The following is a 15,748-nucleotide window of genomic DNA, read 5'->3' on the forward strand; positions in this document are numbered from 1 at the left end:
ACATTTCTGTGGTGGGCGAATCTCTGCGCCGATGTCCACGAGGGTTATCAATCGTTCCTGCCCCCCGATGTCACCCACGTCGCCGATCACGCCAAGCGCGCCGTCAGCGCATATCCGCTCTGCGAGGCACGCTATTACGGCGTGGACTACGCCGGTCGCGCGGCAAACGGCGTTCCAGTGTCCGAAATCCCCGCGCGATTCGTCCCCCCGGCCCTGCTGTCGGATTCTCCATGGGAAGGTCTTCCGGCCTACGCCGCCAACGATCTGTCCTGGTATGCGAATATTCCCGTTCCGACCTCTTACATGGCGATGGGATCGCACAAAGACTTCTTCGGCGGCTACGATCACAAGGCGCACGCCGGCGTCGTGCATATCGCAAACCATCATATCTCCCCGGGCAAGAAGCAATGGACCTGGGGCAACCATGAGTTCGGCTACGCCTGGGACAGAAATCTGTCCGACGATGAGCGGCCCTATATCGAGCTGATGGCCGGAGTTTACACCGACAACCAGCCCGATTTTTCGTTTTTGCAGCCCGGGGAAACGAAGACCTGGAGCCAGTATTGGTATCCCATCCAGAAGATCGGCGCCGCGCAGCACGCCAATTTAGACTGCGCCGTCCGCCTGGAAATCGGCGACGACGCCGCGAAGATCGGCGTCAGCGTAACCTCAGTCTTCGAAGACGCCGAAATTCAGCTGCTTGGTCTCGATTTTTCCAAGATGTGGCGCGCGGATCTGTCGCCGTCCGCGCCCTTTGTGACACGCTGCGAAGTTCCCGCCGGAGTGAACGCCGAGAGCATGACGCTGCGTGTTTTGAACTACAAAGGCCGTGAAATCCTGAAATATGCTCCCGGTGACGTGACGCCGGCGGACGAGTTCGCCGCCGCGACCGAGCCTCCCATGCCCGCCGAGATTACGAGCGCGGATGAGCTGTATCTGACCGGCCTGCACCTGGAACAGTACCGTCATGCGACGCGCAGCCCCGTTCCCTACTGGGAAGAAGCGCTGCGGCGCGATCCGATGGACGCCCGCTGCAACAACGCGCTTGGCCTCTGGCGCCTGCGGCGCGGCGAGTTGGAGCTTGCCGAGGCGCATTTCCGCAAGGCAATCGAGCGCCTGACCTTCCGCAACCCGAACCCGTACGACGGCGAGCCGTATTACAATCTGGGCATGTGCCTGCGCTTCCAGCTGGACGCCACGCCGCCATCCAAAGCGCTCTTCGACGCCGCCTATGCCGCCTTCTACAAAGCCGCCTGGAACCAGGCATGGGGCGCGGCGGCCTACCACGCGATCGCCGAACTCGACTGCCGGCGTGGAAATTGGGCCGACGCGATCGAGCATCTGGATCGCTCCCTTCGTCTCGATTCCGACCGGCTGGGCGCCCGCGATCTCAAAGCCGTCGCCCTGAGCAAATTGACCTACTTCGACGAATCCGACTATCTGATCGCGGAGACGCTACGTCTGGATCCACTGGACGGATGGGCGCGAACCTTATTGGGCAAAACGCCAGCAGCCGATCTGCAAGCTCTGCTCGACATCATCCATGATCAGGCGCGGGCCGGTCTGTATGCGGAAGCCATCGCGCTCATCGAACGCGTCATCAGCACAGAGGCTGGCGGCGACGGCAGCCTGCCCACGCAGAGCTGGGGCGCGGCGCCGATGCTGTGTTACACGCTCGGGTGGCTGAATAAATGTATGGGCAAGGCCAACGAAGCGCGGCGCTGGTATCAAGAGGGCGCGGCGCAGTCGACCGATTACTGCTTCCCCGCGCGCCTCGAAGAGATCGCCATCCTGGAGGCCGCCATTCGGGCCAATCCCAAGGATGCGCAGGCGCCCTACTATCTCGGATGCCTGCTCTACGACCGCCGCCGCCATGTGGAAGCGATCGGCTTCTGGGAGCGAAGCGTGGCGATCGATCCGTCGTTCTCCATCCCATGGCGCAACCTGGGCATCGGCTATTTCAACATCGCCGCCGATCCCAAGTCGGCGCGTGACGCCTACAACCGCGCCGTCGCCGCCGCTCCAGACGACGCACGGCTTTTGTTCGAGCGCGACCAGCTCTGGAAACGCATGGGCGTCGCTCCCGAAGAGCGCCTGCGCGCCCTGGCGGCGCGCCAGGATCTGGTGCGTCGCCGCGACGATTTGTGCGTGGAGATGTGCGCACTCTACAACCAGACCGATCAGCCGTGGATGGCGATGGAGCTTCTGCAAGGGCGCCGATTCCAACCCTGGGAAGGCGGCGAAGGGCAGGCGCTCGGCCAGTACGTCCGCACGTTCCTCGCCCTCGGCCGCGTCGCCCTGACCGAAGGCGATCCCGCCGAAGCCCGCCGCTGCTTTGAAGCCGCCCTCACCGCGCCCGCCGGCCTCAGCGAAGCAAAGCATCTGCTGGCGAACCAGAGCGACATCCATTACTGGCTCGGTGAAGCCTGCGATCAGTCAGGTGATACCGACGCCGCGCGAACTCACTGGACGACGGCGGCCACCGCACGCGGCGACTTCCAGGAGATGAGCGTCCGATCGTTCTCCGAGATGACCTACTTCTCTGCCCTCGCCTGGCGTCGGCTCGGAGACGAAGCACAGGCGCGGTCGATGCTCTCTTCCCTGCTGGAATACGCCAAGGCGCTGGAGAATGAAGAAGCGAAGATCGACTACTTCGCCACGTCATTGCCGACCATGCTGCTCTTCGACGACGATATCCAGAAGCGTCAGGAGACTGCGGCGCGCTTCTTACAAGCGCAGGCGCTGGCGGGCCTGGGTGAAGCCGATCACGCACGCAAACTGCTGGCCGCGATATTGGAAAGCGATCCCAGCCACGCGCTCGCGGCGGAGATGCTGCGAAGTATCGAACAGAGCTAACCCTTTGACGCCCTACGCCACGGGTGGCATGCCTGTAGCCCTGGACAGGCATGGACCACGTACGAAGCAGGACACGGCGTTTTTTCTCAATCGCAACACATGCCTGTCCAGAGCTACAGGCATGCCACCCGGCGGCGATGTTAGCCAGAGCGCCATAGACGACGCCAACCCGTCTCATAAGGACACAGACCAATGCTGATCGACCAAAACAGGGCCCAAACGAATACGAGCGCGGTTCAAGTGAACGCCTCTTACGTTTGGCTCATCTCCATCGTCGCCGCACTCGGCGGCCTGCTCTTCGGTTACGACTGGGTCGTGATCGGCGGCGCGAAGCCGTTCTTTGAGAGCTTCTTTCAGATCAAAAGCGCGTCGGCGTCGGGATGGGTCAATAGCTGCGCGCTACTGGGCTGCCTGATCGGCGCCGTCGTCGCGGGGACAATGAGCGATCGCCTGGGACGAAAGCGGCTGCTGATCGCGTCGGCGCTGCTGTTCACAGTGACGTCGATCGGCAACGCGCTTGCCAATAGTTTCGATACGTTTGTGGCGTGGCGAATTTTGGGCGGCGTCGCCATCGGGCTCGCGTCCAGTCTGTCGCCGCTTTACATCTCCGAAGTGGCGCCGGCGAACGTGCGCGGCCGCCTCGTCGCCGTCAATCAGCTGACGGTAGTGGTGGGGATTCTCCTCGCGCAATTTATCGACTTCTATGTGGTGCGCAACCTGCCGGCGGGCGCCACGGACGAGTTTATCCGGACTTCCTGGTATGGACAGCAGGGCTGGCGCTGGATGTTCGCGATCACCGCCGTCCCGTCGATACTGTTCTTTGTCTGCATGTTCTTCGTCCCCGAAAGCCCGCGCTGGCAGATGACGAAGGGAATGATGGCCCCGGCAAGGAAGACGCTCACCCGCATCGGCGGACCTGCTTACGCCGATGAGATCGAGAGCGATCAGGCGACGCTCAGCGCGCAAAATCAGGAGAAGGCGACGTTCCGGGATCTGCTGCATCCCCGGATGGCGCGCGTCTTTATGATCGGCGTCACCCTCGCGGTGTTCCAGCAGTGGTGCGGCATCAACGTCATCTTCAATTACGCCGAGGATATCTTCAAAGCCGCCGGATACGACATCTCCACGGTGCTGAAGAACATCGCCTGGACGGGGTCGGTCAACCTGCTCTTCACCCTTGTCTCGATGGTCTTGATCGACAAAGGACGCCGGCCGTTGATGCTCTTCGGCTCCGCCGCGCTGGCGGTGATCTACTGTGCGATGGGCTTCTGCTACCACGCAGGCGTCCAGGGCGCGCCGCTGCTGATCCTGGTGCTCGGCGCCATCGCCTGCTACAGCGCTTCACTGGCGCCGGTGACGTGGGTCGTGATCTCGGAGATCTTCCCGAACCGGATCCGAGGCGCTGCCGTCGCGGTTGCGGTGAGCGCGCTATGGATCGCAAGCTTTATCCTCACATTCACGTTCCCGATACTCAACGCGAAGCTCGGGCCGGCCGGCACGTTCTGGCTCTACAGCGCGATCTGTCTGATGGGCTTCGTGTTTATCCTGCGCAGCCTGCCTGAAACCAAGGGCAAGACCTTGGAACAGTTGGAAGAAGAACTCGTGCGATAACTTTCCCGCCCGCGTTTCGGGCGGCGCCATAGCCCTGGGTTTCGAGCTTTCGGCTTCTTTGAGAGAAGCCAGGAGTGCTGCGATGGGCGCAATCGGTTTTCTCTGAAAATTCAGAGAGCCGGAACCCAGGGCTATGGCGCCGCCCGAAACGATTTCCATTCCCACTCTTTATCAAATCCCACACTTCCGGCGACAATGTGATTGAGGCGCAGGCGGCGCACGATCGAAAAGAACGAAATTTCGCGGTATTATGGACTTGTCGTGGCTATGAGGGTTCTTCCTTCTAAAATTCTTTGGGTGAAACTTAGAGCCTTCAGTTTCCACGACGTTCACATTTGGCTATGGCGGAGCTTCCTTCTACTCGTTGAAAAACATCAAACCCTTAGCTCCGCCGCTTTCCAAATACCATGAATAACTCCATTTACCTCCGGCGGCGCGGCAAGATCTGTCTTGACGCGCCGCTTGGCGACGGCCTTCTCCCATCGAACGTGATCGCGGCGATGTCCAAAAACCTGGAAGCCCTGGGTTACGGACTGTCGGAACGACTGATCGAGGCGCTTCGCGCCCTGTCGCTGGATCAGCTGACACAGCTCTACCAGGAGCTGATCGCGGATCTGCGCAAGAGCAAAGGCGCCGATCATAAGTTCAAGCCGATGTATCCGAACTTCCCAACCCAGGTCATGGAAATGAGCGCGGGCGAGCTGTACCTCAACGCCATCGTCCATTACTGGAGCCGGGGACGGCTGCTGCCGCTTTCGGAGATCAAAGAGCGCTTCCCGCTACTCGACAACGTTGAACTGCAAATGATCGATCTGGGCGAGGTGGGTGAGTTCGAACTTCTCTTCACGCAGATCGCTGGCTCCAATACGTCTCTTTCCCAGCAGGATAAAGAAGATTTGTCCTGGTTTGTAGAGAGCTATGGAAATCGCATCGGAGCGCTGCTGCCGGATGCAGTCCCGCAGAAAGAGAACGCGGCGTATCTTTGCGGACTGCTGATCCGTCATACTTCCAACGCCCTGGAATTCGTGGAGAAGTACGCGCGGACGGCGACCGATGTGCTGCGGATCGCCGTCGCCATGAGCGGCGGCGACGTGTCGCTTGCGGACGCCACTAAGTTCATTGTCTTCTCGCGCCCACAGCGCCGGATGCTGCTCGCGCTGCTCGATCGCCAGGCGAACGCCACGGAGGATATGCTGCGCTGGAAGGGTCGCTGGATTCGCCTGGGCGAGCGTCTGCACGCCGGCGAGTTCCGGGCGCGTTACCCGAAGGCCGCCGCATCGTTCGACGTTCTGCGCAACGATCTGCCCTTCGCCACGTTTAACGGCCAGGTGGAGCGCGCTCTGGCGAACAAGGACGTGGATGCGGCGCTGCGGCGGCTTGAAACGCGTCCCGGCGACCTCGCCCGGCGGCTCGACCACTTGCTGCGGCTTGGGAAATCCTCCGAGGAAGTGGTGACGGCGTTTGGCGCGTCGGCCGCTCAGATCTCGACGCCCGTGCTGCTGCAAGTGCGAAATCACTTTCAGCATCGACACGTCCGAGACAAGATGCGCGTGTTCTTTCCCAAGGGAAATCTCGCGAAGGTGCAGGGCGTGGAGAACACGCTGCCGGACCTTCGGGAGGAGATCTGCAAGGCCATTGCGGATATCTGCTCCGAAACGCTCCGCGCTCGCTTCGCGACGCTGCCAACGCTGGGCAAGTGCTATGTGGACCCGACGCTGAAGAACTATGTCGTCCCGTTCTCGCAGCGGTCGGCGTCGAAGGCGCTGCGGACAGTCACGCGGGGCAGCCGGATGCCGCTTCCCGCGAGCGAGGCGCTTCGCTTCTTCGTCTGGTGGAAGAACGGATCGGACCGCACCGATATCGACCTTTCGGCCGCGATGTTCGACGAGCAGTTCCATCTTTCCGAAACCGTATCGTATTACAACCTTGCGGCTCTGGGAGGCTGTCACAGCGGCGACATCGTGGACGCCCCCAAGGGCGCGAGCGAGTTCATCGATATTACGCCGAGCAAACTCATAGAACAGGGCGCGGCGTTCGTCGTGATGGTCTTGATGAGCTACACGCAGCAGCCCTTTGTGGATCTGCCGGAGTGCTTCGCGGGCTGGATGGCGCGGACGCATCCCGATTCCGGCGAGATTTTTGAGGCAAAAACGGTTCAGGACCGGCTTGACGTTACCGCCGATACGCAGTGCGCGATCCCGATCGTCATCGACCTTTTGAACGATCAAGTCATTTGGTGCGACATCGCTCTCAAAAGCCATCCGCGATGGCAGGTCAACGTCGCGGAGAATCTGAGCGGCATTCAGCTGACGCTGAAATCTCTGGTCGAAATGACCAAGCCGAACCTCTACGATCTGCTCATGCTGCACGCCCAGGCACGGGGTGAAACAGTCGAACGGGAACAGGACGCCGAGACGGTATTCTCCGTCGCGAATGGAACGCCGTTCGCGCTGGAAACCATCGCTTCGGAATACCTGAAATAGCCACATTGTGCGTCGTCTCATCCTCCCTAGATGGGATGACGCACGCAATTCCACCGGATTCTTGATCGGCTCCCCTAATCTCCAGCGGCTCGGCGTGCTATAATAACTCTGTCGATCGCGGCTGCAACGAACGAGCAGCCAGGCAGGAACGCGCCGTTGTCCAGCAAAAGCTCTTGGTTTAAATTCAGATCGGACTCCCCGGTCCGTACATATCTGCTTGTCGCAGCCAGCATCCTCCTCACGACGCTTTTGCGCCATGCTCTTACCCCGGCCTTAGGGCCCCGCGCGCCGTTCATTATGTACCTCCCCGCCCTTGTGTTCAGCGCATGGATCGGCGGATGGGGCGGAGGCGTCGCGTCAATCATCGCATCCGCCATACTGGCGACTTACCTTTTCATTACTCCCAAGGTATTTTTCTCAGGTGGCTGGAGTGTCGACAAGACGACTTTGATTATTTTTATCATTGTCGGTCTCAGTGTTTCCGCGATTAGCAATTCCCAACGCAGCGCACAGCAGGAAGCGCAGGATGCGGCGGAAGAGGCGCGGCGCACTGCGGACGCTCTGGCCGAAAGCGAAGCGCGTTATCGCCGGCTTCTGGAAACCGCCAATGAAGGCGTATCGATCACGGACGCCGGCGATCGAATTACCTACATCAATCCCCGCATGGAGGAAATGCTCGGGTATACGTCTCAGGAGCTGATCGGGCTTTCGGTTTATGAGCTGGTGTTTCCGGAGGATATGGATGCGATAAGAACGCGCCGCGAGCCTGGCCTGCGCCGCCCCCGCGAGCAATACGAGGTGCGTATGCGCCATAAGGACGGCTCGGGGGTTCATATGCTCGCGAACGTTTCCGTACAGCGCGAGGGCGACGACTATGCAGGCACTTTTGCGCTGATGACTGATATCACGGAGCGCAAAGCGCTGGAAGCCGAGCGCGAGGCCCTTCTGGTGGAGGCGCAGACACGAGCCGAGCGCGAAGCTCTCGTCAACGAAGTCGGACACGCGGTCCTCTGGAGCGCCAACAGCGCTTCGCCTCAGTCCAAAGCACTGATGCTGCTGGGCGAGAAGCTGAACGTGGATCGCTGCTTCTATGTGCTCTATGATGACGAGCACAACACAGCGCGGATCGAGGAGGACTGGAGGCGGGACGGTGTCGCCTCTCTGGAAGGCGAGTGGTCTCTCGGCGATCGCGGCATGGCGATCATGGACATCTACCCGGAGGGAAAGACCGTCGTGGTGGCGGATGTCGCGGAGGCGCCGCTTCCCGGCAATCTGGTGAAGCTATTTCTAGAGACGGGTCAGCGCTCGTATGTCGCCGTGCCATTCTTCGATCAGGGACGTCCGCTGGCCGCGCTCACAGTCATGATGGCTTCCGAAGCCCGAGTCTGGACGGACGATGAGGTGACGCTGGTGGAGGCGGTGGCCGTTCAGGTGCGCGGCGCGGTGGAGACGGCCCGCGCCGCCCAGCGCGAGCGTAATATTTCGCAACAGCTTCAGCGGGCGCTTCAGCCGCGCCTGCCGGAAAGCGCGCCGGGCCTGACACTGGCGAACCGCTACAAGGCGGCGCTGGAGGAAGCGGGCGTTGGCGGCGATTTCTACGATGTGTTTTCCATCACGCAGGATCGGGTGGCCCTGATCGTCGGCGACGTCAGCGGTAAGGGACTGGCGGCGGCGGCGCAGGTCGCGACCGTCCGGAATATGCTGCGCGCCTTCCTCTACTCCAAATCCACCCTGGAGACCGCGGTCAGTGATCTCAATCATGTTATCTCCGTAAACGCGCTGCTCTCTGGGTTCGCAACGCTGTTTGTTGGTTGCTACGATACGGTCTCCGGCGAACTATCGTATGTCAACTGCGGACAGGAGCCCGCCATGTTCCGAAGAGCGGACGATTGCCGGGTCGAGATGCTTTTTCCCACGGGTCCCGTGCTGGGCATGGATGAGCAGGCCATTTTCAGCCAGCATAAAATCACGCTCAGGGCCGGAGACGCCCTGGCGATCTTCACGGATGGCGTGACTGAATGTGGCCCCAATAGAATGGAAATGCTCGGCGTGGACGGGGTAGCCGCGCTGCTGGAGCGGGAAACCTCTTCCGAGGAAGACAAAAGAGCAGGGCTGGCGGAGACACTCGCGCGGAGGCTAACGCAGGGAGTGGATGAAGTTTCGCGCGGAGGCGTAGCGCGCGACGATGTCTGTCTTTTGGTGGCGGTCGCCCAGCCGCGCTGAGCGATCGTCAAACGTCTTGTCAGAAAGTGCGTATCTGGATCGATAGGTTCTTGACATCCGACAAGCTGGCGTTTCCGCTTCCCCCCACGGTTTTGAAGGCGGCGACGCTTTGGCGACCGTCGCCGCGCATCCAGGCGGCGTCCTGAGCGCTCTCGGTCTGCTCGAGGATCACCGTCGTTCCCTGCGGGCCTGTCAGCAGCCAGACCTTATCGCACATGCGAAGCATCAGCCAAAAGCCGTGTCCCAGCGAGCCCGCCGAGCTATAGCCGCGCTCCAGCGTGGACTGCGGCAGAACGTCGATCGCGATCCCCTTGCCCTGATCCGTCACCCATACCTGGACGCGCTCCCCGCCGTCCGCGCGTACAATCGCCTCGCCGCCGCCGCCATGTGTGACAGCATTCATTGCCGCTTCACTGATACTCGTCACGAAATCTTGAACCCGGTCCTCAGTAAAACCGCTAACACGCGCCGCACGCGCGGCGGCGTGGCGAAGCGCCTTCAGCGCACCGTTTGCGCTGAGTGAAATCGTCTCCTCAAACACCGGCAGGGGAGACGGCAGTTCCTCTGCCGTGTCACACAACGCCAGTTTCCCCTCAGTCACGGAGGCGAGCACATCCTTCAAAAATATTCGCTGCTGCACGGCGGCAAGCCGCGCCGACTCCACAAGCTGGAGATTTTCCGCTTCCGAACGCTCGCGTTCACGCAAATATTTGCTGACGTAGCGGATCGCAAGCACGATGAACAGCGCGGAAACCAGCCCGCCGAATACGCTGACAAGCTGGGCCATCACGCCGGCTTTCTCTGTCGCGCCGGTCCGTAATTTCAGCAGGCGTTCTTCCTCGACCCGCATCCGCGCCACGATTTCGCGCGCCCGATCCATGGTGCGCTTGCCATTTCCGGACCGCACCATGCGAAGCGCCGCCACAGCTCCCGCCTGCTGTCGCAGCGCAATGGTTTGGTCCAGCTCCGCTGTTTTGGACGCCGCCAGCGCCTGCAAAGCGTCTACCCGGCGCTGCTGGGACAGGTTGTCTCTGGTCAGCGCGCGCAGAGCATCCATATCATGCGTCAACGCGCTCTTGCCGGCATAATAAGGCTGGAGGTAGCTTGCGTCTCCCGTCAGCAGGTAACCGCGCTGCCCGGTTTCAGCGTCCTTCAGATCGGACAGCACAGACCGGATTTTCTCCATGACCTGATACGTATGCGTGACATCACGATTGTTGCGCAAAAAGTGATTCACGGAAAGATAAGACAGCAGGCAAATGGCGATCAAAAGCGCCAGCGTCAGCAGCAGACTGCACGTCGCGACGTTGTCGGAGATCGCACGCTTGGTTTGGGACGATAACTTCATGATGAGATGGATGACCATAAAACGATGATTGGAAGAGCGGCTTAAGATTTTTGAGAACTACCGTGCGAGGATTATAACAAGCGAAAGGCAGCCACAATATCTTACCATGACTTTTCGATACAATCATACGAAATATATCGATTTGAAAGCAAAAATGCAAAATTCTGGGAGATTGATAAGCGAAGAGGTGGGGACGAAAAAAATGCAGGCGGCTCGAAAGCCGCCTGCATCACGACCATATTTGATTAACGAGTAGCTGGCTGCGCCTTGTTCAGATCATTGGGCGGAACCGCGCTGGAGATCGCGGATTGCGCCCCAGGCGGCAGTTTCTGAACACTGGCGGGCGGCGGCGGGGGCGGCCCCGTCGGCGCTGCGGCTTGATCATTGTGGGAACAGCCAGCAAGCATCAGGCCCCCAAGCAACCCAATGGTCGGAAGCAATCCTTGCATCGGAGTACTCAATTATTTGTATTCCTTCGGCATAGTGTTCACGTATCCCTGGATAACAGCAGGGGTCTCATCGACGCCTGCATCGTCCTTGCTGAGCCACATGTTGACCGGCTGAACGGTACGCACAAGCTTCATAGACTTGACATGCGTGTCGGCGAACATGAAGTTGACCTGTCCCTGGTGATTCTGGAACTCTCCCAAAGGTCCGAAGTTTGGAACCGTTCCGCCCTTGAAGTCAGTGCCAGCTCCGGGAACACCGGGACCGTTCGCGGCCCCGACGCTGTCAGCGCCAACCCACTTCGCCTTGGTGTCGTTGTAAGGAGCGCGAGTGTCGGCGATCATAATCTGGTTCGCCGGGGCGTCGATCTGTGCAATCGAGCTGTAACCGACATGGAGCGAAGGAGCCGCGCAGTAGCCGTAGGCAAACCCAATCACATCCTGGTTCACGGCGTAGCTGGAGGGCAGGAAGTCATCGTTGACGCCGTCGGCGCGGGACGAGGAGAAGTACCAGGCGGACGATTGATTGGCGAATGCGTTCGACGGACAGGCGAACACTTGCTGACTCTTGATGTAAGGCTGTACCGCATAGCGCCAGCTATAGAAGTTGACTTGGCTGTGCGGGCCGCCGCCGGGCCAGCTGGCGCAGTCCGAGGGGAATCCGTAGTAATCCTTGATGAGCTGCTCATCATAGTCCTGATGATACTGCATAATCCCAAGCCCCATCTGCTTCATGTTGGAGATGCAGCTGATCTGGCGGGCCTTCTCACGAGCTTGAGCGAAGACAGGGAACAAGATGGCGGCAAGGATCGCAATGATAGCGATGACGACGAGCAGTTCGATAAGAGTGAAACCTTTAATCTTCATGTTCATTACCCCTGTGTGACGAATACATTTTTATACCGTGTTGAATACAATTAGACCAATAAAAACTTCGCGCGCCATGGAATGGCTGGTGTGATCTCGGAACGATTTGGGACTGCGCTTTTCATCCGTGAATGCAATCTTTACGCTCCTGCTGTCTGAAATCTTGCTCACGTTTGGTCCCAAGACCATTTTCAAATCTTCAGAAGCGCCGTGCTGCGTTCGGCAGGCATATTCTTTCTTAATAGGCGCTCCTTTCTCATCAGTGCATTACTGTCTAGCGACCACACTCAAACAGCGATTCCTGCACATCCCTATACGCGATTATAACAGAGCATTGATAGGGTGTCAATACTGTGGAAACATATTTCTGTTTCACGCATTCGCAGTGTTTCAGCAATCACGTATGCTTTAAGCACATTCGTATACGCAGATTATATCAGTGATGCCCCCGTCTGTCAATATCTTTTTGATAGAATTTTTGGTTTTGATTCTATTGCTGGCCTGTCTACGGCGATCGCAATGGTTTCATGGGATGTTCACACAAAAACTCGTGGTGGACTCACAGGACGGTTTTGTATATAATGTAGTCAAAATTCTCATCTCCCGTACACCAATGGCGCCCATCCTGGGCGCCGAAAGGCGTTTAACCCGAACATGATTTTCGATACCCTCGCTCGCCGCCGATCCACTGGCGCGGCGACGCTTCTTCTTTCCCTCTCTCTGCTTGGCTCAGCCGTTCACGCACAAACGGCCTCCATCTATCAAGACCGAACCGCGCCGCTGGAATCGCGCGTCAGCGACCTATTCGGCAAGATGACCCAGGACGAGAGACTATCGGTTTTGACAGGAACGGGGTTTACGACCCAGCCCATTTTGCGTCTGGGCGTGCCGGCAGTGGCGTTTGCCGACGCCGGATCGGGCGTTCGCGGCGGCCCAGCCGGGACGACAGGACAGGCGACGGCGTTCCCCTGCGGCGTCTCGGTCGCCGCGAGCTGGGACCGAGATCTGATCAGCCGAGTCGGCGCCGCCATCGGCATGGAAGCCTTGAACAAGGGCCCAGGCATCCAGGTGGAGCTTGGGCCAGCAGTCAATATCCACCGCTCCCCGCTCAATGGACGCGACTCGGAATATATGAGCGAAGACCCCTATCTCGCCTCCCAAATGGTCGTGCCGTATATTACGGGAATGCAGAGCACGGGCGTGGGAGCGTGCGTCAAGCACTACGCCTGTAACAACGAAGAGATCGACCGGGGCAACGTGGACGTTCGCGTCGGCGAACGCGCCCTGCGTGAGATCTACCTGCCCGCCTTTGAAGCTGCGGTCAAGGACGGCCATGTCTGGACGCTGATGTCCAGCTACAATCGGGTCAATGGGTATCACTCCTCGGCGAATTGGTACTTGCTTACGGAGATTTTGAAAAACGAGTGGGGCTTCGACGGCATGGTGATGTCCGACTGGGGCGGCGTACACGAGATCGGCCCCGTGGTCAACGCCGGCAACGATCTGGAGATGCCGGGACCGGGCTTGATCACGCATGACGCACTGGTCAAGGCATTGAAAGCCGGGACGGTCCGGCAGGCGGCGATCGACGATTCCGTCAAGCGCATTCTGCGCTGCGTGGTGCGCTCCGGCGTGCTCGACGGCCGCCGCGCCATTGATGGCGGCGTGGTCGATTCCCCGGAACACCAGCGTCTCGCCCGCGAAGCATCCGAAAAGGGCATGGTCCTGCTCAAGAACGACGCGAACGTTCTGCCCCTGGACGCCTCCAAGCTCAAATCCATCGCCGTGATCGGCCCCCGCGCCAAGAGCTGGCAGATGGCCTCGGGCGGCAGTCCCACGGTTTCGTCCTTCTACTCTGTGTCCGGGTACCAGGGCATCGTCAACCGCGTCGGCGAAGGCATCCAAGTCAATTATGCTTCGGCGGCCGATCTGGACTCCCTGGGCAGCGTCGTTCCCGAAAGCGCGCTCAGCCCCGACAGCAAGTCCACGCAGCACGGCCTGCGCGCCGAATACTTCTCTAACAAGGAACTCAAAGGCAAGGCGGCGACAACCCGGATCGACCCAAAATTGGATTTCAACTGGTCCGATAGCCAGCGCCCCAAGGGCTTCGCCCTGGAGAACTTCAGCGTGCGCTGGACCGGCGTTCTGACCGCGCCAAAGAGCGGCGCGTATATGTTCGCACTGGAAGCAGACGACGGCTGCCGCCTGACCATCGACGGCAAAACGATTGTCGATCACTGGATCGACAGCAGCGGCGCCCCGGTGTCCGGCAATATCGAACTCGTCGCGGGCCACAAGTATGACATCAAGCTGGAATACTACCAGGCAACTGGCGAGGGCCTGACGCGCCTGAGCTGGACGCTCCCCGGCGAGGCTCAATTTGGCGGCGCGGTCGCGGCGGCGAAGAAATCCGATGTCGCTGTTGTCTTTGTCGGCGGACCGTACGAGCAGGAAGGCTCGGACCGATCCTCCATGGCGCTGGAAGGCGCCCAGGCCGACTTAATCCGCACCGTGGCGGCGGCGAATAAGAACACCATTGTTGTGCTCAACAATGGCGGGCCGCTGCTGCTAACCGACTGGATCGACAAAGTGCCTGGCGTCGTGGAAGCATGGCTCCCTGGTGAAGAAGGCGGCAGCGCGCTCGCCGCAATCCTCTTCGGCGACGTTAACCCGTCCGGCAAGCTCACCGACACCATCGGAGCCCGCCGTGAAGACTACCCAGACTTCGGCAACTTCCCCGGCGTCAAAGATATCGTCCACTACGACGAAGGGATCTACGTCGGTTACCGGCACTTCGACAAGAAGAAGATCACGCCGATCTACCCCTTCGGCTACGGTCTCTCCTACACGACTTTTAAGTATTCCAATATTAAAGTCGCCCAGCCCGATCTTTCACCCACGGGACAAATCATCGTCACCGCCGACGTCACCAACTCCGGCAAGCGAGCCGGTTCCGAGATCACTCAGCTCTATGTTCACGACCCAAGCCCCAAGATCGACAAGGCCGTCCGTGAGCTCAAAGGATTCACCAAACTCACGCTTCAGCCCGGCGAGACCAAGGCCGCGACGTTCGTGCTGACCCCGCGCGATCTGGCTTACTGTGATGTCGCCGGCAAGCAATGGAAGGCCGACGGGGGCAGCTACGAGATCGAAGTCGGCGCTTCCTCACGCGATTTGCCGCTCAAGACGACCGTACAGCTCACCTCGGACTGGACATTCGCCGTTCCCGGCATGGGCTCCACCGATCCAGACGGTCCCCAGCCGTCGCTGTCCACCGGCAAGCGAGTCTTCGCCTCCTCCGTTCAAGACGGCGACGACTACGCAGCCGAAAATGCCGTGGACGGAAACCCAAGCTCTCGCTGGTCGTCCGCTTCTTCCGATCCCCAATGGCTCTCGGTGGATCTCGTTGATACCCAGACCGTATCGCGCGTCAGCATCCAATGGGAGCGCGCCTATGCGAGCGCCTACGATATCCAGGTGAGCGACGACGGCAAGAACTGGAAGACCGTCTACACCACCACCAGCAGCGGCGGCGATCTGGACACAGTCGAGTTCGCTCCGGTGAAGGCTCGCTGGGTGCGGATGCTGGGACTGAAGCGCGCCACCCAGTACGGCTACTCGCTGTACAGCTTCGATGTGCTTGGGCCAAAGTAGGGATTTCGAGCCCTATTCCCCCACTCGCTGAGGCTCGTCTCCCCCTTTGCCCAGAGGTAAAAGGGGCGCTCATAATTATGGTCCTTGCTCGCTCGACAAGTAGATTTGAAGAGTTACGGCGCTGTCGCAAACAAACTCCTCACGGCCACGTGACGAGTGAATGGATGATAATTATCAGCACCCCTTTTACCCTGCGAAGCAGCTTGTTGGGAAAAAGGGCGGGTGCCCTATGGGCGGACGCTTTAGCGCCGGGGGAATAG

General features: G+C 59.9%; 8 protein-coding genes. 5 read left to right on the forward strand and 3 right to left on the reverse strand.

The window, feature by feature from the left end:
* The 4 genes from ABIZ35_RS23560 to ABIZ35_RS23575 all read left to right on the forward strand — a co-directional run.
* Window positions 1-2,856: DUF5107 domain-containing protein (locus tag ABIZ35_RS23560; protein ID WP_348222372.1), on the forward strand; the 2,856-nt coding region annotated here is incomplete at its 5' end.
* Between the two features lie 192 nt (window positions 2,857-3,048).
* Entirely contained in the window at window positions 3,049-4,467 is a 1,419-nt protein-coding gene (locus ABIZ35_RS23565; RefSeq protein ID WP_348222373.1) for a sugar porter family MFS transporter, read from the forward strand.
* A gap of 407 nt (window positions 4,468-4,874) precedes the next feature.
* Window positions 4,875-6,950 (forward strand): TerD family protein, encoded by a 2,076-nt coding sequence (locus ABIZ35_RS23570; RefSeq protein WP_348222374.1) that lies wholly within the window; start codon window positions 4,875-4,877, stop codon window positions 6,948-6,950.
* Between the two features lie 156 nt (window positions 6,951-7,106).
* On the forward strand, window positions 7,107-9,173 hold the full coding sequence (locus tag ABIZ35_RS23575) for a SpoIIE family protein phosphatase (RefSeq protein WP_348222375.1): 2,067 nt from the start codon (window positions 7,107-7,109) through the stop codon (window positions 9,171-9,173).
* Between the two features lie 19 nt (window positions 9,174-9,192).
* Here ABIZ35_RS23575 and ABIZ35_RS23580 read toward each other — a convergent pair whose 3' ends face one another.
* The 3 genes from ABIZ35_RS23580 to ABIZ35_RS23590 form a co-directional block, all read right to left on the reverse strand.
* Window positions 9,193-10,521, reverse strand: a complete 1,329-nt coding sequence (locus tag ABIZ35_RS23580) for a CHASE3 domain-containing protein (protein WP_348222376.1) — start codon at window positions 10,519-10,521, stop codon at window positions 9,193-9,195.
* Between the two features lie 245 nt (window positions 10,522-10,766).
* Window positions 10,767-10,982, reverse strand: a complete 216-nt coding sequence (locus ABIZ35_RS23585; protein WP_348222377.1) for a hypothetical protein — start codon at window positions 10,980-10,982, stop codon at window positions 10,767-10,769.
* Entirely contained in the window at window positions 10,983-11,834 is an 852-nt protein-coding gene (locus ABIZ35_RS23590; RefSeq protein ID WP_348222378.1) for a DUF1559 domain-containing protein, read from the reverse strand.
* A 654-nt stretch (window positions 11,835-12,488) separates the two neighbouring features.
* Here ABIZ35_RS23590 and ABIZ35_RS23595 point away from each other — a divergent pair.
* Window positions 12,489-15,488, forward strand: a complete 3,000-nt coding sequence (locus ABIZ35_RS23595) for a glycoside hydrolase family 3 C-terminal domain-containing protein (RefSeq protein ID WP_348222379.1) — start codon at window positions 12,489-12,491, stop codon at window positions 15,486-15,488.
* Window positions 15,489-15,748: the final 260 nt, after the last annotated feature.

This window comes from Capsulimonas sp., assembly GCF_039929585.1.
Classification (GTDB): domain Bacteria; phylum Armatimonadota; class Armatimonadia; order Armatimonadales; family Capsulimonadaceae; genus Capsulimonas.

Excerpts from the sequence above, each read along its gene's own strand:
- ABIZ35_RS23565 (WP_348222373.1), top strand. The coding sequence starts at position 3,049 with ATGCTGATCGACCAAAACAGGGCCCAAACGAATACGAGCGCGGTTCAA.
- ABIZ35_RS23570 (WP_348222374.1), top strand. The coding sequence starts at position 4,875 with ATGAATAACTCCATTTACCTCCGGCGGCGCGGCAAGATCTGTCTTGAC.
- ABIZ35_RS23580 (WP_348222376.1), bottom strand. The coding sequence starts at position 10,521 with ATGAAGTTATCGTCCCAAACCAAGCGTGCGATCTCCGACAACGTCGCG.
- ABIZ35_RS23590 (WP_348222378.1), bottom strand. The coding sequence starts at position 11,834 with ATGAAGATTAAAGGTTTCACTCTTATCGAACTGCTCGTCGTCATCGCT.
- ABIZ35_RS23595 (WP_348222379.1), top strand. The coding sequence starts at position 12,489 with ATGATTTTCGATACCCTCGCTCGCCGCCGATCCACTGGCGCGGCGACG.